Origin of the sequence: Nostoc sp. ChiVER01, from assembly GCF_034531155.1 — a bacterium.
Classification (GTDB): domain Bacteria; phylum Cyanobacteriota; class Cyanobacteriia; order Cyanobacteriales; family Nostocaceae; genus Nostoc.
In genome coordinates, this window is sequence record NZ_JAVRBS010000009.1 from 1 (window position 1) to 19,214 (window position 19,214).

The window sequence follows — 19,214 nt, forward strand, 5'->3', positions numbered from 1 at the left end:
TAATCCTTATATATTTTTGTTTTTTTCTATTGCAAAAGGTGTTAATGAGATTCCACTATTAAATTTATTAATCTTAAGTTCTTTATTGAAAATTGTAAGTATAAACTCAGCGAGCGTCATTACATCATTTTATAGCCAATTCAGATTGGTCAGTAGATAAATTAAAACAGCGAAGATTAAATAAACTCAAGAGAGCATTAAATGGTCATGCGATTACATTAGTAATAGATGAAACCGGAGATAGAAAGAAAGGTAAAAAAACTGATTATGTAGCAAGACATGAATCAATTTAAACCCTGTTATGTTTCTAGATGATTTCACTTATTTACTACTTACTTATCCCGGAAAGTGACAGAAGAGAGATAATCGATGCATCGATGACACGCAATCCTATTCTCCTTAGTTGAGCGATCGTTTTCATAGTTTGTTCCTCTAGTTCTTTTAGGTCGCAAAAGTGCTGATAATTCATTTGTCTGCAAAACAAAAGTCAGGAGCTTGTCTCTTTAATTACGAATTAGTAATTATTTGGTTAAACTTCTGCTTCGCTCGATAAAACTTTTGTCGCTTCAAAAACTGTATGGGGACTTTTGAAGGTTAGCCGTGCTTCTGGTTTCTGGAGTGCCACCATAGTTTTCACATGTTCGCATTCGTCATCACGGATGTTCGCGAACACATCGTATAAATTATCTACTCTAGGATGACGAAACTTACCCTTTAGTGTAGTCTGGACTTCCTCAAACATATAGAGATCGCCATCACGGTAGTAGTCGATCGCGACTTGGGGAGGTGTTTGAGTTTTCAGTTCCTGTTCATGAAGTTTTAAGTAGGTGTCATAAGTGTGGTAAGCATGATTTTCGATGAGTTCCATCAGGTAGTAGGCATAAGAGGGAAATAATATATAAAGTGGTACGACCACCCAGTAGTAAACCACAGCAACGTGTTGAGCGATAAAGCGATCAATCCAATAGCGATGTCTGACGACAAGCCGCTACGCGTCTACGTCCCCCAACGATTCCATAATCAATAGATGATGTAATTCGTTCTAAATTTCAGCAAAGTGAACTTTCAATAAGTCAGCCCTGCGCCAAAAACCAGCGTCTCGTAAAGATGCAGTACCGATAGATAGGAAAAGTAAGGAACGCGGGCGATGGTTTCCAGTGCATAAAACCGAGGGTAGGAACGATTTCCGTAAACGACATCGACAACGAATACGAAAAAACTGACGATCGCTCGAATCAAAACTTTCACAGTGTATTCCTCCAAAATTAAAACGTATTACAGGAACTTTAGGTTTCGACTTCTCAGAGAAATTTTGAACGAGTCAACTACTGTTATGGCTTGCTCCTACACCCTCACACTCCACACCCCACCCCTTCATAGCAAGAATTTCATCTTTACAAAGCCTGCCTATTCTTAATGAACTACCTGAACTTGATGAGTAACTGGAGCATGAACAATATGCACATTGATTCACAATTCTGAATTCTGAGTTCTGAATTCTTCCTCAAAGTTTGCAGTTGCCATCAAGAGGGTAGGCTGTTTCTCGTAATTCTCGTAATTCTCGTACTTCTCGTTGTAAAAAGAAGTTGAGGAAGGTACGGATTCCAGTAATCGCTGCAAGTTTGGCCACTGCATCCCACGAGGGGGAAATAGCTGTACCGACGATATCGGCAGCTAATAGAAATTCCAGCGCTAAGGCTAACACCACTCCAAATTCTAAACGGATTGTTTCTTGGAGAACCTGATCGCGTCTCCAAAAACGTAAGATTTTTTGGAGTGTGAGAATAATAGCGATCGCAACTGTTAAAATTGCAATGCCTTCCAGAAACACTTTCAAAAACATCGCAAATTCTTGCAATAATCCTTCTGCCAAAAGCGTCAACCCAGAGGTGTGTTCTGCACCAGAGTCTAAGGTAGTAGCTAGACAATTAGTATAAGCCGACACCCATCTAGGCTCGTTTTTTCGAGTGTGAGTGATGCTGGAAATGAGGGAGTTTGACATTTTTGAAAATACTGGGGTAATCAAAAGCGTGATAGAGCTTCCCCGTCAGAACATCTCGTTTGCCTAGCGCGATTAGCCGAAATGCCCCCACCGCGAGCGCGGCACCCATTAGCGGAGCAATCCCATAAATCCACTGATGATGCCAATTTCCTGTTATCAGTGCCGGAGCGAAACTCCGCGCCGGATTGAGACTTGTTCCCGAAATTGGAGCTTCTTGCCACACCATCCCGGCAATTAACAGCCAAATGACCAAAGGTGTCCAGCGCATCAGCCGATGATGACTGACAAAGATAAAAATCGTCAACACCAACACAAACGTAATTGTGACTTCTGATAAAAATACAATCCACAGTGGATAATTCAATCCAGGTAACGTCATGCCGTTACTAACGCTTCTGGCATAATCTCCCCATAGAGTCACGAGCAGGAACACAGCAGCGATCGCTCCTAGAAATTGTCCAATCATAAAGCCAACAAAATCTTGGAAGTGCATTTTGCCATGTATCCAAAATGCGAGTGAGACAGAAGGATTGATGTGAGAACCACTCAGTTTACCGATTGGAGAAACAGCTACAATCGCTCCACTTCCAGCAAAAATGAGTCCCGTAATTAACCGCCGAATGCTTGAATCAGGCACAAGCTTTTCCATTGGCAAACCGTGTCCAAAGTTAAAGACGATCGCACTCAAGCCGATGAAAATATTGAAAGTGGCTCCCAGGAATTCTGCAAAGTATTCGCGCCAATGCCACTGATTCAGAACGTTACTGTGCATATTTCGTAAATTTTGTCAACGATTTTGTTTTCTAAAATGAAGAAGATTCAGAAGCCAGAATTCAGCAATCTTAAGCGTGGGGGATTCAGACCCGTTACTAATTGAAGACCACCAAATTAAAAATTTGATGTGGTGTTTCACCGTTTATTCATCCACTTTTCGGGTGACGCTCCTAACGTCGCTAACGCTGCGCTAACAGCAGTCGCTCATGGGAGAAACCCCCAAGACCGCGCTGCTTCACCAGTTGCACAGAATTAATACTGAATTCTGACTCCTGAATTCTGTTTCGATAAAGCGATCGCCAAGGTGAGCGAGTTATATCATGTCCGCCTAAATAGTTATAATTCCCGCATTTATGCAAAACTAGGAAAACTTCTTTCCCCCTGCTCCCTGCCCCCCTGCGGTCTTAATGATAAGTCTTTCACCGAACACGATATTACTGGGCAATTGCTGTCTGTGGTTGCTTTGAAACGCGAAGAGCTGCTTTAATTAAGTCGGCTGCTTTTTCACCGATCATAATGGCGGGCGCGTTCGTATGTCCTGTGTTGAGAGTTGGCATAATCGATGCATCGACGACACGCAACCCTTCAATTCCATGTACCCGTAGTTCGGGGTCTACAACCGCCATTGGGTCAGTACCCATTTTGCAGGTGCCGATCGGATGAAACACCGTACCGCAATTTTCTCGAACGTAGGCTTCAATGGCTGTATCGTCAGTCACATCTGCGCCAGGAGCAACTTCTCGACCACGAAATTCATCAAACGCACTAGTCCCAAACAATTGGCGCATTAGCTTAATCCCGGCAACGAACTTCTGGACATCGGATTGACTTTGCAGATAGTTCAGTCGAATCACGGGGGCATCGTTGGGATCAGATGAACGCAAACTGACACTGCCAATGTTTTGGGGATGAACCAAAGCGATTAAACCCGTAAAGCCCACACCAGAGTTGGGATAGCCAGGCGGTGCCCACATAATCGGGCCAAAGATTAACTCTAAATCTGGTGCAATCCCCTGATTAATCTCACTATGCACAAACAATCCGGCTTCAGCACAGCCATTGCTGGTGATTGCCGTATGTAAATCCTGATTTGCCTCGTAGGGCACTGGAATGAGAATGTGGTCTTGCAGGTTCTGACCCACACCCGGCAAATCAGCGACAACCGGAATGCCCATTGCTTGTAATTGTGCTTTATCTCCAATGCCGGAAAGCATCAATAGCTTGGGCGAGTCGAACGAACCTGCACTTAAAATCACTTCCTGGTTGACTCTAACCTGATGAAACATACCCTCATGCAGATATTCCACACCAACGGCGCGAGTACCCTCAAACAACAAACGTGTTACTAACGCACTTGTTTGCACCGTTAAGTTCGGGCGATCAAGAATCGGTACTAAAAATGCAGCCGCAGCACTGTGTCGTTTGCCATCTTTGATGGTCAACTGGATAGGACCTGCTCCTTCCTGCTGCTTGCCGTTGAAATCAGGGTTGTAGTCATATCCCAGTGCGATGGCTGCGTCTACAAAGCGTTGAGAGATGGGCGCAGGAGAAGCAACATCAGTGATGCTCAACTCGCCGTCAACTCCGTGATATGCATCAGATCCGCGTTGCTGGTGTTCGGATTTCTTGAAATAAGGCAAGACATCCTGATAACTCCAACCAGGATTTCCGAGGTTCTGCCAGCCATCGTAATCGGCAGCATTGCCCCGAATATACACCAGAAAATTAATCGAACTGCTGCCACCCAGAACTTTACCACGCGGACAAAAGATTCTGCGATCGCCCAGATACGGTTCTGGCTCAGAGAAGTAGCCCCAGTCTACTTCAGTGCCAGGTAGGGTTGTGCAGTCTAACGGGATGTGAATCTCTGGTTTCGTATCAGGATTACCCGCTTCAAGTAATAACACTGTTGTTTCACCATCTTCTGTCAGACGATTAGCAACCACGCAACCTGCCGAACCCGCACCAATCACAATGTAGTCATATTGAGTCATGATTCTTTCTCTTAGTTTGTTGTCTGTCATAGATTTTTGGAATACATCAAATCTGTGCTATGCCACCATCTGCCAGAATCCCTTGTGACTGTCGAATCGATTTCAGTGCTTGCCCATACAACCAACAGCCCAACCCATCTATCACTAAGCTAAGAATGGCAGTAACGTAAAAGAGCAAACCCCAGCCTGACCAAGAAACTTGAGAAATATGAGCGGGACTCATGGCAATCAAATGAATGTAGGTTGAAACCAAGATTGAACCTATCAATGCATTGAGCAAAAACCAGATTCCAATGCGATAGAACCGTGTCCAAAGTAAAATAGCCGCAATAATAGCAGCCAGAAAAATGACAAGCACTACAAACGAACTTTGAAGCAAAGAAAGAGGAGCTGGAATTTTAATATGGGCTAAACCATGCAATCCATTTACAATCTCGTGTATCACCACGATCGCAATTCCATATTGAGCAATTTTCATGGGTTATCTCCTGATTAGAGCTTTCAGCAACACTATCGAACTACAGCATGGTGCCACCTGCGATTGTGGCAATCTCCGTGGCTAATTTGCGGCAGCATTCGCTATACGCAGCAAGACTCCATCGATCGCAGTTGCAACCGTACTTAGTTTTGCGTTTTTGTACTGCGCCATTACGGGTGAGAGGCGATCATAGGAAATCTTAGTCACACCCTGGCTGTCCTCAAAAACGTAGATTTTTGTTGGTAGGTAAAGTCCTACTTCCGGCCCACCAGCTTCAAGAAGTTTTCGCGCCGTCAAAGGATTGCCGATGATGAAACAATTTGCTTTCATCTTGATCGGCACACGGGACATCACCTTTCCCCAATTCAAAAATCCGACTTCAATTAAGTGACTTCTACCTGCCAACGGCTCAACTTCAGCAGCGTACTCATCGAAGGTCTTACTGGCTGAGAGCAACCGCATTAAATCCTCTGTACTGGTTTTGCCGAGTTCGGCTTGTAGGTCTTCAACGGTCTTTTCAAATGGTTTGGTCGAGGTGACGACTACATGAATGTTGGAAAAATTCTGTTCTTGTGGGTTGGACTGAGTGTTGAACACTGCAATTCCCTTCTGGGGAACTGCTTGAGCGAAAATAGGTGTGCAGAGTGAGGTTGCAAGAAGTGCTGCGGCAAAGAGCTTTGGCAATGGCAAAGAGATAGTTTTCATGGTCTGTCTCCTCTTGTAAGGGCGTGACTAACTAGACAGATTCAAAAATCGACTGAGCGTACCTGGAACGTCGATACAGAACCGAATTTCTTCTGTGAGATACCCAAGTTTTGTTGCATAGCCTCACCAGAAACCCAGTTTCTCGAAATACTGTACCGACGCTCTCAGAATTTGATTGGACTGTACCCAAGAGTAGTTGATGTAAGTAGTAGACGAGAACGGTTATTGAGGATCGTCTAAAACTGAACTGTATGCTTGTGGTTCTTCGATACGGTGTTGTGCGTACTTCCGTCGAGCCTTAACGATTTCCTGATACACCTTCTTGCGAGCTAAGTTGACGCTACCCAGAGGTTCGTGTTCGAGCAGGGTGTGCCAAGCCATGAATGATAATCCTTCATCCAACCGCTTCCGTTCCTCGAAGTCAAATTTCTGAGCGGGAATTTTGATGGTCGCCAGTTTGATATACGGTGAGTCTTCCTCTTTCCACTCCTGCATCGGATTCTCAATCGGCGTTTTCTCATCGTTGACATAAAGCTGCACTAGAAAGTCAAAGGTGGCATCCTTACCCTCTTGTGTCAGGTATTTGACGACTGCCTCACGCAAATAAGTATCTGAAGTGGGGGTTGCACCTGGTGTATCTTGCTGATGAGGCTTGACAGAAAACTTGATCGCCTGTGAGCCAAGCCGAAAGGGAGTCGCACTCCAGTATTGGATTAGCAACGGATTTGCCACTTGTTTGCTGGTAATCTCTTTGAGAATTTCAAATGTGGGAGCAAGCGATCGCAATTCTTCTTCATTTGCCTGACCGACGCTTGCTTTAGTCAGGTTGGCAAACCCTTGAGCATCGCGGACAAAGAACACCGGATGATTAATCAGCAAAAAGTCTTGGGTTTCCTGCTCATCATCCAGCACTTTTTCACCCTCTACCTGTAGAAGTTTGATAGCGAGTGCCCGAACATCGGGTACAAGATCCGATGTTAGCTGACCGCGTTTGTGTGCTGGGGAAGCATTGGAGGGTCTAACCCAAATCGGGTAAGTCTTGGGCTGGGCAAAGACACCCACCTTCAACGATTCAGGAATATTGTCCTCAACTTTGAACTCTCCCCAAACCAAGCCGTGTCCTTTAGGATGGTCTTTTCGCAGGTCTGGGCCTTTCTCGGCTTGAACTTTGAGATCGATGTCCACGATGGTATCGGTAGCTGCTTCTTGGGCAACAGTGTCCAGGATGGTATCAGTAGCCGTTTCTTGGGTAGCAGTGGATAGATTAGATTGGCTCATGGTTCTTTATCCTTATTGATTGTGAGTGTTTCAAGACTGAGAAAATGAGGATTACCAAACAAGGTAAAAGTTAAAAGGCAAAAGAAAGAAAAAAATGCAAAGTGTTGCGATTTATGGGAATGATGATAGTTACTAACTCATAAGACCTCCTCTGGTTGCTGGATTGTTTTCAATGCCCGTATACCAATCCAACATCCCAATGCATCTACTATTAATATGAGGATGGCTGTGATTTGGAAAAGCATACCCCAACCTTGCCAAGAAACTTGAGAAAGATGATCGGGGCTAATTACGATCAAATGATTGTAAATTCCAAAAAGGAGCGATCCTGCTATTGAAAAGAGCAATAGCCAGCTACCAAGGCGGTAGAACTGTGTCCAAAGTAAAAAGGCTGCAATGATGGGAGTCAGAAAAATTACAATAACCACGAACGAACTTTGAAGCAGAGATAAGCCAACAGGGATTTCGATATGTGCTAAACCATGCATTCCGTTAGCACTCGCATGGACGATCGCGATCGCTGTTCCATATTGAGCAATCTTCATTTTTATTCCTCCTGAGTAGAAAACTTCAACAGACATCATTCATTGATGGCAGTGCGATCGCAGATCGCAAATATGCAATACCGCTCGACTTAACTGAATTTACGGCGACCGAAAATTATTGATAAGTTTGTTAGATTAATTTGTTTTGCTGTAAGTTACCTTGCACTGACCACGGGTGCATCAACCATCCATTCTAACGATCGCGGCTGAAAATTTAATTCGCGTTTTGCCTTGGCATTCGATGCGCCTCGCATCTGAGTACCGTAGTAAACGGCATCCGCACCACCGATTTGCAGAGCATCTGCAACCGATATCTGCGGCGGCGATGGAGCATTAAGCCAACGAGCAAAGGCAGGGAGCCACTCGCGCACCTCTAAAGGGCGATCGTCCGCAATCAGGTAAATACCAGGATTGCCTCGCTCTGCTGCTGCAACTGTAGCGATCGCCGCATCTTCAACGTGTAACCACGACCATACACCTTCGCCATTGCCGACGATCGGGAATTGTTGCTGCCGTACTTGTTGAGCAACGTCGCCATCGGCAGCAAACCAAGTGCCAGGCCCGTAGAAGAAGCCATAACGCAAGGCAATTCCTTCTAGATTGGGCGTTTCGAGTAAGCGACGTTCGATTTCAGTCACCGTGCGAGCATCTGCTGCAACTGCGGGTGAAGCATCCAAAGATAGTGGTGTTTCTTCATCTGCCAATCCAGTTCCGGGAACTCCCCAGAATGCGATCGACTGCCTTAAATAACGACGCACACCTGCCGCTTGCGCTGCTGCCAGCACATTAGCACCCCCTTCTTGACGAAGACGCTGGTTGAGTGGTGCTGCTGCATTCATTGACTCGCCAGTGTAAGTTTTGGGTAAAGCAGTGAGTTGTTCGATAACCACTTCCGGTTGAGCGTGGATGACAGCAGCAATGAGCGCTTCTGCATCGAATACATCTGCGATCGCCAATTCCACACCTTGTTCGGCTAAAGTTTGTGCTTTTTCTGGAGAACGGGTCAACGCAACTACATCATGTCCTTGCCTCAACAATTGCGCGATTAGCGGACGACCGATCGCTCCCGTTGCCCCAGCAACAAAAATTTTCATTTGTGACCTCCTGTTGAATGGCATACTTTTGCGTCCTTTAGACACTATATGATTTGTTGTTCAAGCAAATCTTCGTTGATTTACAATGCTTCATTCGTCCAGTTATTGCTCAGTAATTGAAATCTAATATTTCAAGTTTCCATCTTCATTGCGGATTCCTCGAATCTTTATTTTGCTAAAGATTGCCTCTGCTCTATTAATTTTGGCGCAGGTAGCAGATAACTCGTCAACTATAACTATCGCACTATAGCAGCTATCTTGGAAAGAAGCAGGAGAATTTCCACCATCATCTACCAATAATCCATTTCGATTGTTTATTCCTCTTAACACAACAGTAGTTCTCTTGTCGCTACCATTTATTTTCCTACAAGTAGCACTAAGTACATTTGAGTGAAGACTAATATCTCTGCAACTATATTGGAAAGTACTAGGGGAAAGAGCAAAAGCAGGACTTGCTACTGTTGCTGTTAGTATCAAACCGACAACAGTACTAATACGAAAGTAAAACTGTTTCAGATTGGTTGTAGTTACTTTCATCTTGTTCACCTTGATGATGTGAAACTTGAGTTCTATAAATCTATGGGTGTAAGCGAATCTGTATTATGCAGTTCGTGAAAAAAATATTTCCGCTCCTACCTCAAAACCTGTAACTTTGTACTTCATATACAAGAAAACTGCTGTATTTGCAATTGCTGAGTCATTTCCTGTAATCTTCTTAAAGTATTTATATGTGGAGACTGCACTCAAGATTTTTGTTCAAGCATAGCTAGAGGCAAGGCAGCAAGATGAGCCAGTGGTATCTCAATCTGTGGGTAATGGTAGGCAGTACTTTGTGGGTACTGGGTTGTATTCAACCGATCGCAGCTCAAGTGATTCCCGATAACACGCTACCTGCCCTAGAGCGATCGCAAGTTTCTGGCAATCCTAATTTCCAGATTAACGGCGGAGCAAGGCGGGGTGGCAATTTGTTCCACAGTTTTCAATCATTTTCTGTGCCAACTGGAGGCTCTGTTTACTTCAATAATGCCGCAGATGTGCAGAACATTTTCAGCCGCGTCACAGGTGGATCAATCTCCAAAATTGATGGCGTAATCCGGGCAAATGGAACGGCGAATCTGTTTTTGCTTAATCCCAATGGTATTGTATTTAATGCAGGTGCTTCACTTGATATAGCGGGTTCTTTTGTTGCCAGCACCGCAAGTAGTTTGAAATTTGCTAATGGCTTTGAGTTCAGTGCTACAAATCCTCAGTCTGCTCCCTTGCTAAGTATTAATGTACCAACAGGTTTGCAATACGGAGTAAATCCTGGAGCGATTCAGGTTAAGGGCGATGGTCAAGGACAATTGATAGATAATACATTTGGGCTGCGAGTACAATCGAATCAAACTTTAGCGCTAGTAGGTGGTGATGTCAGTTTAGAAGGAGCAACACTCTTGACTGGTGGAGGACGGATAGAACTGGGCAGTGTTGCAGGAGAAGGCTTAGTAAATCTCACCTTTGACAATAAAGGTTTTTTCTTAGGTTATGATGCCGTACCAAACTTCGGCAACATTCAACTATCCCAGCAGGCAACAGTTGATGCCAGTGGTGCGGAGGGTGGTAATATACAAGTGCAGGGCAAGCGGATTACTCTTACCGATGGTTCCCAGATAGCGACAAATACTCTGGGAGTAGGGCAAGGTGGAAGTTTAGTAATTCATGCTACTGATGTGCTAGAGATAATTGGTATCTCCAACGATGGTCAGTATAGAAGTAATTTGTCAGTTCAAACTCAAGGTACAGGAAATGCGGGAGAGTTCCGAATTGATACCCAGAAATTGCTGATTCAAGATGGAGCATTTGTTGACGCTAGCACTTATGGAGAGGGCAAGGGTGGGAATTTATTTGTCACTGCCGACTCTGTGCAACTGATTAGTAACTCCAACGATGGTCAGTATCTGAGCAATTTGTCAGTTCAAACTCAAGGTACAGGAAATGCGGGAGAGTTGCGGATTAGTACCCAGAAATTGCTGATTCAAGATGGATCATTTATTAGTGCTGGCACTAATGCAGCAGGCAAGGGTGGGAATTTGTTTGTCACTGCCGACTCTGTGCAAGTGATTGGTAGCACCAAGGATGGTCAGTATCTGAGCAATTTGTCCGCAGAAGCTCAAGGTACAGGAAATGCTGGAGAATTGCACATTGATACCTCTAAATTATTGATTCAAGATGGGGCATTTATTAGTGCTGGGACTTATGGAGCAGGCAACGGTGGGAATTTGTTTGTCACTGCCGACTCTGTGCGGGTGATTGGTAGTACCAAGGTCGATCAGTATCCGAGCGATTTGTCAGTTCAAACCCAAGGTACAGGAAATGCGGGAGAGTTGCACATTGATACCTCTCAATTGCTAATTCAAGATGGCGCACAGGTTAGCGCTAGCACTTTTGGAGCGGGCAAGGGTGGGAATTTGTTTGTCACTGCCGACTCTGTACAAGTGATTGGTAGCACCAAGGATGACCTGTATCCGAGCAGTTTGTCGGCTGAAGCTTACGATACAGGAAATGCGGGAGAGTTGCACATTGAGACCCGTCAATTGCTCATTTCTGGAGCACAGGTTAGCGCTGGCACTAGAGGAGGGGGCAAGGGTGGAAATTTGTTTGTCACTGCCGACTCTGTGCAAGTGATTGGTAGCTCTAAAAATGGTCAGTATCCGAGCAATTTGTCAGTTCAAACCCAAGATCAAGGGAATGCTGGAGAGTTGCGGATTAATACCCAAAAATTGCTGATTCAAGATGGCGCACAGGTTACTGCTAGTACTTTTGGAGCGGGCAATGGTGGGAATTTGTTTGTCACTGCCGACTCTGTGCAAGTAATTGGTAGCTCTAGGAATGGTCTGTATCCGAGCAATTTGACAGTTCAAGCTAACGATACAGGGAATGCGGGAGAGTTGCACATTGATACCCCTCAATTGCTGATTCAAGATGGGGGACTTGTTAGCGCTGGTACTACAGGAGCGGGCAATGGTGGGAATTTATTTATAACTGCCGACTCTGTGCAAGTGATTGGTAGCTCCAATGATCGTCAGCATCCAAGCAATTTGTCAGTTCAAGCTAAAGGTACGGGAACTGCTGGCTCATTGTTTGTGGAAGCTAACTTTATCGGTTTGGACAACAATGCAGAAATCACTGCTGACACTACAGGAGGCGGTGGTAATATTTTCCTACGTACACCCTTGTTATTGTTACGCGATCGCAGTTCTATTACTACTAATGCCACTGGCGCAAATATTCCCGGAGGTAATATCACTATCGATGCAGCAAATGGTTTTATTATTGCTGTTCCTCAAGAGAATAGTGATATTAGTGCCAATTCTTTAGACTTTCGTGGTGGTCGAGTTGCAATCAACGCTCAAAGCATTTTTGGGATGCAGTATCGCAGTAATATACAAACTCCACAAAGTGATATCACTGCAACAGGGGCAAGTCCACAGTTCAATGGTTCAGTGCAAATTAATACACCAGATGTAGATCCCAGTTCAGGATTAGTACAATTGCCAGCCGATTTTGTAGATCGCTCTGGTTTGATTGCTCAAGGTTGTCCTGCAAATAAAGGCAATTCATTTACCATTACCGGACGTGGCGGTTTGCCACCTCTACCAACCCAAGCGCTTCGCACTAATCAAACTGCAACTGTTGATTGGGTGACATTGAATCCTCAAGAACAAAAAAGCACAAATGTCACAGAAAATTCACATTTAGCCAGGGGTCTGTGGCACAAAAACCGTAAATTAGAAGTTCAACAAATCAGCACCCCGATTGTGGAAGCTACTGGTTGGGTAATAAATAAGTCTGGCGCAGTGGAGTTAACAACTGCTGCACCCATAGCTACACGGACAAATGCTTTTAATTCTGCGATCGCCTCCGGCGGGACTTCATCCATCGCAGCTTGCCCATCCCCGGCCGCCGCTATTCAAAAATAATTTGTAATTCGTTTAACCAACTTTCAAGTTGTAAATACAAGCGATAACTAAAAACTTCCTTTTTGGGATCGATACGGGACAGTAGTGTAAAAGCACGATTATAAGCAGTCAGCGCACAATTACAATTACCCCAAAGATGATAAGTTCTACCACATTCAGCCCAAATGTAAGCTTCTAGTTGACCAAAAAGCAATGCTATCTCAAAGTTCTCAATTGCCTCTTTGTATTGCCCTAAGTCACGTAAGGTAATGCCTCGATTAATCCTAGCTCGAACATAGGTAGGATTTAAATCAATTGCCCGATCATAGTCGGCGATCGCTGCTGCTAAGTCTCCACAAACAACATAGTAATTTGCTCGATTGTTATAAGCACCTACTAATTTAGAATTAAGCTTTAAAGCAGTATTATAGTCACACAATGCTTTTTGTTTCTCGCCACTTTTAAAATAGATTAGCCCTCGATTGTTGAAATCGATAGCATTATTATAATCGCGGTCAATTAGTTTATTAAACAATGCGATTGCTTCACTATATTGTCTTTTTTGAGCTAATTTCAAAGCATTAGAGCGAAAATAATTATTATCAAAAACTAATTCGCTGCTTCTTTTCATATCATGCTCAAGAGTATTAATTGTAGTAGAGGCTACAAATTCAGGAGAATGATTTTGTTGAATTGTAGAAGCTAGAGTTGGCATATATTTATCTTGATGATGTGAAACTTTACTTCTATATAGCTATGGGTGGAAGGAAATCAATATTATGCAGTTAGTGCTAAAAAATAAAAAAGTTTGATTTAAGAAGATTTGTAAAATTAACAGTCGTGTTTGGTTAATACTAAATCAAAGTATGATGAACATTAAAGTTTTAAACGCAAAGGAGTGCTGAGGTTCACGCAAAGGGACGCGGAGGTTTATCTTGATTTACAAAATACGCTTTTATTTTAAAAAGTGGTTAAGAAGAATTACAATAGCTGTTTTGGCAGCCTTATTAAGTGTTTGGGGAATTTCAACTCCTGCTTTTTCTCAGTTTACTAAGACGCAACCAAATGCTCAATTGCTGGTTGAACAAGGTCGAAAACTCTATGAAACCGGACAGTTATCTGAAGCAGTAACAGTTTTACAACAAGCAACAGATACTTTTAATCTGCAAAAAGACGAACTAGGAAAGGCAATGGCGTTAAGCAATCTTTCGTTAGTCTTTAAGCAACTTGGACAGTGGAAAAAAGCAGAAGCTGCAATTACACAAAGTCTCAACCTTTTAAAAAATTCACAACTCAGAACTCAGAACTTTGCAATAATCTTGGCACAAACTCTTGATATTCAAGGAAATCTGCAATTAGAACTAGGTAGAACCGAACAAGCTTTAGATTCATGGAAGCAATCTGCTGATACCTATGCTCAAGCAGGTGATGAAATTGGTATCATCCGCAGTTTGATTAACCAAAGTATGGCAGAGCAAGCATTAGGGCTTTACCATCAAGCTCGCACCACTTTAGAAGAGTTACAACCCCGTCTTGAACAACAACCAGATTCGCTTGTTAAAGCTACTGCTTTACGTAGCTTTGGTGATGTTCTGCAATTGGTTGGAGATTTAGAATTATCCTTCAAAGTTTTACAACAAAGCCAAGACATCGCCAAAAAATTACAATCTCCTTCAGAAATTAGTGCTACTCTACTGAGTTTAGGTAATACCGCCCTAGCTTTAGGTAACAGACAATTCTTGCCGCAAAATAGTACGGGTTTTGAAAACTATACTCCGTTGCATTGTATTAACAGACCTGTCTCTACAGAATCCATCCAATTTTACCAACAAGCAACGCAATTCTACGAAGAGGCTGTCACCACAGCAACCTCACCACTTTTGCAAATCCAAGCCCAACTCAATCATTTAAGTGTATTGTTGAATCTTCAGCAATGGTCACAAGCTAAAAAATTATCTTCCGAAATCCAGGTAAAGCTGACTAAAATCACCCCAAGCCACACAGCAAATGATGCCCAAATTCATTTTGCTCAGAACTTAGTATGCTTAAAAGAAGCTACCAACGCAGATATTCCTTCATGGAAAGAAATTGCTGAAATTTTAGCGAAATCTATAGAGCAAGCTCAAAGCATGGATGATGAACGTTCAGTTGCTTATGCTTTAGGTGTATTGGGTGGATTATATTTAGAAAACCAAGACTTAGTTAATGCTCAAAAACTGACCGAGCAAGCTTTAACACTAGCTCAAGCAATAAAAGCTGGCGATATAGCTTATTTGTGGCAATGGCAACTAGGGTACATACTGAGAATAAAACGAGATATGGCTGGTGCGATCGCATCTTACACTGAAGCAGTAAATACTCTTAAATATCTCCGCAATGACTTAATTACTCTTAATCCAGATATCCAATTTTCCTTTCGAGATAATATAGAACCAGTTTACCGACAATTAGTAGATTTACTTTTGCAACCTGCATCTACAGTAAGCACAAAAAAAAGCATTAGTCAAAAGAATTTAAAGCAAGCTCGTGGCATACTTGAAACATTACAACTAGCTGAACTAGAAAACTTCTTCCGAGAAGCTTGTTTAAAAGCCGCACCCGAACAAATTGATGAAGTGGTTGATAAAACTGATGCCACAGCAGCAGTGATTTATCCCATTCTTTTAGCAGACCATTTAGATGTTATTCTCAAGTTACCAAATCAAGCTGAATTATCTCATTACACAATTAGTAAAAAATCAACAGAAATTAAAAGTATTTTAGAAAATTTACAACTATATTTAAGACAACCAGACAGAGTAAACGATGTTAATAAATTGTCTCAACAGGTTTATAGCTGGCTAATTCAACCTTTAGAATCAGAATTAGTAAGAAATAATATAAAAACGCTAGTATTTGTACTAGATGGGGAATTACGAAATATTCCAATGGCAGTTTTGTACGATCGAAAACATCAACAATATTTAATTCAAAAATATGCTATATCCTTAGCTCCCGGTTTACAATTAATTGAACCAAAATCTTTACAAAAAGTCCAATTGAATGGATTAATTGCTGGAGTAAGCGAACAACGCCAAATTGAAGGACGTTCATTTAGTCCACTCAAAAATGTAGAAATTGAGTTAAGACAAATCCAGTCAGCTATACCTAAAAATACAGAACTATTTAATCAGACCTTTACTAAAACAAACTTAGAGAATCAAATTAAAAAAATACCATATACAGTAGTTCATATAGCAACTCATGGCGAATTTAGTTCTAATCCAGATAAAACATTTATCTTAACTTGGGAGCAGCTTTTAAAAGTCAAGGATTTTGATAATTTAATTCGACTCAGTGGACAAAGAGAATCTAGCGCTATTGAATTACTTGTCCTCAGTGCTTGTGAAACCGCTCAAGGAGACAACCGAGCTACTTTAGGACTTGCTGGCATCGCAGTACGTGCAGGCGCTCGTAGTACGCTGGCAACTTTGTGGACGGTAGACGATGAGTCTACTGCTGAATTTATGAGTCAGTTTTATCAAGAGTTAGAAAATAACAAAGTAACTAAAGCTGAAGCTCTCCGTCGCGCTCAACTTAAGGTGTTGACTGATTACGAAATTCCCTATTTTTGGGCACCATATATTTTAGTGGGAAATTGGCTTTAAAATAATTCGTAATTTGTAATTATTTGCTCCTAACTCCTTTTACTGTTTAATTTTGACTTCTCCTACAAGAGGTTTTTGGGCTAAATTCTCTAGGTCAACATTTTGCAGTAGGTTAGCCCATTCATTATATAGAGTGGCATTTTTTGGTTCAGCAAGGCGGAGTTTTGCTAACTCTGTTAGGGCTGAATACCAAATCCCATTTTGAGTATATAGTTGAATGCGATCGCCTACTGTCGTAGCTGTTTTTAACTGCCTTGCCAAGTCAGATGTTAAAGCTATACGATGCACCAATCCGCGTACAAATACTGGATCAAATTGTTGTTGAGTACAATAAAGTTTAAAGTACCATTGGTATGTTTTATTAACTTCCAATGGTACGGAAGATGGTAAATTAAAGCTGACAATACCAGGTATCTTAGGAAGTGTAAAAAAAGTCCGGTAGATATCGTTGTTTGCTTCATCTTGCAAAACAAACTCTCCACTAGATACATCATCATTAAGTTGATAGGGTACAAACACCCAAAAGGTGGGATTCTCTTCAACAACTAAGCCGACTTTTTTTTCAGGTATCAAAGCTGTAAGCGGTACTTCTATAGATGGGCAGTTACCACGGCTTCCTGCTCCTCCTCTTTGAGAAGGTCTACCTCTGCTTGAACCATCTTGTGGTGATTGATTACCACTGCTAGCTGGCTGCTGAGACTTTGCTATCAATATTAAAGGATAGCTAGTACAGCTAAACAGTGCCAAAAGTAAAATGATGATAAATTTATTTTGAAAGAGAGCCAATATTTTTTGTATATTTTTCAAGTTTATAATCATATACAAATTACTCTATATTCTCAAATTATTCGCATTAAATTTTCATAAATACAAGTATTATAGCAATCCTATTTGATATAAGAAAATCGTCAGTCTCAGATCAGCGTTTACTGGATAAGAATGATAATCGTTGTGAGGGGAGATTGTTGCCCCTTGAATGCGATCGCCTTCACCTATCTTACTTGATAGCTACGACCTTGGCAGAATATCAATTTATGCACTTTTCTTTTGAAAAGTGCATAAACCGATCTATGTAACACCCATTAGAAGTATAGAGGGATAATAAACAAAGTTAAACTTCTGCTCAAGCAGTCAACTGTAACAGTTTAACTTGATATCAGATTGATTTTACATTTAAATACCATTTTAAGGATGAAAAGACAATAGACCTAAAGAGTAATTTTGGATATTATTAAAAATCTTTTTAACTGATTTATGTAAAATGCAGTAAAAATCATGAAAAAACGTGAAGGTATCATACAACAATTTTCAACATTCCTCAGCTTGAGAAATGAGAGTAAAACTTTCAATTTTATGTGGAAAGCTGATGTAGTCCTAGAACGTCATATAAGTTCTCTAGTGCAGTCAGAACCAGATGAGAAAAAAGAATATTGGGCGCGTTATTTTCTAAAAACTCTCAAAGAAATATCACAGGAAGAGTTACTCAAAGTTTGCTTAGAAGTTGAGGAAAAAGAAAGAATCGATGTTTCTAAAGCATCTTCCGAAAAACTCTCAAAGTCTTCTTTAAAAGCAGAGCAACATTTGTGTGCATACTTACAGGAAACTTGTCTTTGGGCAGCTAGAAAAAGCTATCAAAGATTTAAATTCATACAGCATAAATATTCATTAGAAGAATACTTTCAAATAGCTAATTCAGGTATCTATCCTCCAGCTAAACTTCTTAAAAATTTTAATTTAAATTATGCTCAAACCAATATAGAAGGTTATGCTAAAACGGCTGTCATCCGTTTTATTAGCAATACAATTTATCAAAAAGACTTAGAGGGCAAAAGAGAAAAATTTTCTAACTACGGTCTTTTAAAAGATTTGACAAAAAAAGAGATACAAGAAGCTTTAACTATCAAAGGAATAAATCAAAATCGTGTTAATTTATACTGTTTAGCTTGGCAATGTTTAGACGAGATATATAAACCGAACCAAAAGCAAGGAAACCGTAGTTTAGAAACACCTAGTACAGAATGTTTTCAGAAAATTGCATCATTATATAATGAACGGTGCAATCAACTAGGATATTTAGAAGCACCAGTTTCAAAGGATAGAATTCAAGAAATATTAGAAATTTGTATCCAAGCAGCTCGTGATTACCGAACAAAGCATTTTCTACCTTTAGAAGACTACAACAACTTAACTGATAGCCAAAATACTGCTTTAGATAATCTTGTTCAAGAAGAAGAATGGCAGCAAGTAAGCTCACTTGTTTCAAATTTATTTTCAGCTATCCCAGAGACTGGTCAAATAATGTTAAGACTCTGGCTAGGATTAAACTTAACTCAAACTGAGATGGCAATAGTTTTGCAAAATAAATATTCTGAACTACAGAAACAATATCAAGTAGCTCGACAATTAGCAAGATATAACAAAGTACTCTTAAAAGACTTTATTAATGAGGCTAAGAAAATTTATCCTGAAATTTGCTTAAATGACGACAAAGATATCGAAATAATTAAAACATCCTTAGATGAATGCTTACAATCACACTGTCAGCAATTATCTAAAAATGTTTTAAATAAAATTACTCAAAAATTGCAGTCTGAAGGTCAAATAAGTAGTCTGAAATATACATTAAAAGAAGCTTTTATAACTCAAATAGAAATAGATATGAGTTTACCTACAGACTCTTTGGCAACAGTTAGTAATAAACTAGCTGATTTTGTAGAGGAATGGCTAAAAGACAATTTTCTTAATTAAATAACAGGAAT

The 19,214-nt window shown here is 41.3% G+C and carries 17 protein-coding genes and 1 pseudogene; 5 read left to right on the forward strand and 13 right to left on the reverse strand.

What is annotated here, in order from left to right:
• Nucleotides 1–88: 88 nt before the first annotated feature.
• Nucleotides 89–278 (forward strand): annotated as a pseudogene (locus tag RMY00_RS13965) (transposase); the annotation flags it as partial.
• 251 nt (nt 279–529) lie between these two features.
• On the opposite strand, the gene RMY00_RS13970 reads toward RMY00_RS13965, so the two are convergent.
• The 4 genes from RMY00_RS13970 to RMY00_RS13985 form a co-directional block, all read right to left on the reverse strand.
• Nucleotides 530–931, reverse strand: coding sequence for an alternative oxidase (locus RMY00_RS13970; RefSeq protein WP_322648114.1), 402 nt, complete (start codon nt 929–931; stop codon nt 530–532).
• Nucleotides 932–1,065: 134 nt separating this feature from the next.
• Nucleotides 1,066–1,263, reverse strand: a complete 198-nt coding sequence (locus tag RMY00_RS13975; RefSeq protein WP_322648115.1) for a hypothetical protein — start codon at nt 1,261–1,263, stop codon at nt 1,066–1,068.
• A gap of 241 nt (nt 1,264–1,504) precedes the next feature.
• Complete coding sequence (locus RMY00_RS13980) at nt 1,505–2,002, reverse strand: DUF1622 domain-containing protein (protein WP_322648116.1); 498 nt, start codon at nt 2,000–2,002, stop codon at nt 1,505–1,507.
• Entirely contained in the window at nt 1,950–2,774 is an 825-nt protein-coding gene (locus RMY00_RS13985; RefSeq protein WP_322648117.1) for an MIP/aquaporin family protein, read from the reverse strand. The genes RMY00_RS13980 and RMY00_RS13985 overlap by 53 nt, the downstream gene beginning before the upstream one ends.
• 129 nt (nt 2,775–2,903) lie before the next feature.
• Between RMY00_RS13985 and RMY00_RS13990 the strand changes: the two genes are divergently transcribed.
• Nucleotides 2,904–3,032, forward strand: a complete 129-nt coding sequence (locus tag RMY00_RS13990; RefSeq protein ID WP_322648118.1) for a hypothetical protein — start codon at nt 2,904–2,906, stop codon at nt 3,030–3,032.
• Nucleotides 3,033–3,210: 178 nt separating this feature from the next.
• Here the strand turns inward: RMY00_RS13990 and RMY00_RS13995 are convergent, their stop codons facing one another.
• From RMY00_RS13995 to RMY00_RS14025, 7 genes are all read right to left on the reverse strand, one after another.
• A complete protein-coding gene (locus RMY00_RS13995) occupies nt 3,211–4,800 on the reverse strand; it encodes a GMC family oxidoreductase (RefSeq protein ID WP_322648119.1) in 1,590 nt (529 codons plus the stop codon).
• A 16-nt stretch (nt 4,801–4,816) separates the two neighbouring features.
• Nucleotides 4,817–5,248, reverse strand: coding sequence for a hypothetical protein (locus RMY00_RS14000; RefSeq protein ID WP_322648120.1), 432 nt, complete (start codon nt 5,246–5,248; stop codon nt 4,817–4,819).
• Between the two features lie 81 nt (nt 5,249–5,329).
• On the reverse strand, nt 5,330–5,953 hold the full coding sequence (locus RMY00_RS14005) for a DUF302 domain-containing protein (RefSeq protein ID WP_322648121.1): 624 nt from the start codon (nt 5,951–5,953) through the stop codon (nt 5,330–5,332).
• Between the two features lie 222 nt (nt 5,954–6,175).
• Nucleotides 6,176–7,231, reverse strand: coding sequence for a catalase family protein (locus RMY00_RS14010; RefSeq protein WP_322648122.1), 1,056 nt, complete (start codon nt 7,229–7,231; stop codon nt 6,176–6,178).
• A gap of 137 nt (nt 7,232–7,368) precedes the next feature.
• Complete coding sequence (locus RMY00_RS14015) at nt 7,369–7,776, reverse strand: hypothetical protein (protein WP_322648123.1); 408 nt, start codon at nt 7,774–7,776, stop codon at nt 7,369–7,371.
• Between the two features lie 155 nt (nt 7,777–7,931).
• Complete coding sequence (locus tag RMY00_RS14020; RefSeq protein WP_322648124.1) at nt 7,932–8,870, reverse strand: NAD(P)-dependent oxidoreductase; 939 nt, start codon at nt 8,868–8,870, stop codon at nt 7,932–7,934.
• 123 nt (nt 8,871–8,993) lie between these two features.
• The gene (locus RMY00_RS14025; RefSeq protein ID WP_322648125.1) at nt 8,994–9,407 is read right to left on the reverse strand and encodes a CVNH domain-containing protein; all 414 of its coding nucleotides are present in this window, start codon (nt 9,405–9,407) and stop codon (nt 8,994–8,996) included.
• 248 nt (nt 9,408–9,655) lie between these two features.
• On the opposite strand from RMY00_RS14025, the gene RMY00_RS14030 reads away from it, so the two are divergent.
• Nucleotides 9,656–12,829 (forward strand): S-layer family protein, encoded by a 3,174-nt coding sequence (locus tag RMY00_RS14030; RefSeq protein WP_322648126.1) that lies wholly within the window; start codon nt 9,656–9,658, stop codon nt 12,827–12,829.
• Here RMY00_RS14030 and RMY00_RS14035 read toward each other — a convergent pair.
• The gene (locus RMY00_RS14035) at nt 12,816–13,523 is read right to left on the reverse strand and encodes a tetratricopeptide repeat protein (protein WP_322648127.1); all 708 of its coding nucleotides are present in this window, start codon (nt 13,521–13,523) and stop codon (nt 12,816–12,818) included. The two genes, RMY00_RS14030 and RMY00_RS14035, sit on opposite strands and share 14 nt — an antisense overlap.
• A 280-nt stretch (nt 13,524–13,803) precedes the next feature.
• Here RMY00_RS14035 and RMY00_RS14040 point away from each other — a divergent pair, with 280 nt between their 5' ends.
• Complete coding sequence (locus RMY00_RS14040) at nt 13,804–16,455, forward strand: CHAT domain-containing protein (RefSeq protein ID WP_322648128.1); 2,652 nt, start codon at nt 13,804–13,806, stop codon at nt 16,453–16,455.
• Between the two features lie 39 nt (nt 16,456–16,494).
• Here the strand turns inward: RMY00_RS14040 and RMY00_RS14045 are convergent, their stop codons facing one another.
• Nucleotides 16,495–17,241: a DUF928 domain-containing protein gene (locus RMY00_RS14045; RefSeq protein WP_322648129.1), complete on the reverse strand. Its 747-nt coding sequence runs from the start codon at nt 17,239–17,241 to the stop codon at nt 16,495–16,497.
• A gap of 489 nt (nt 17,242–17,730) precedes the next feature.
• On the opposite strand from RMY00_RS14045, the gene RMY00_RS14050 reads away from it, so the two are divergent.
• Complete coding sequence (locus RMY00_RS14050; protein WP_322648130.1) at nt 17,731–19,203, forward strand: sigma-70 family RNA polymerase sigma factor; 1,473 nt, start codon at nt 17,731–17,733, stop codon at nt 19,201–19,203.
• Nucleotides 19,204–19,214 lie beyond the last annotated feature (11 nt).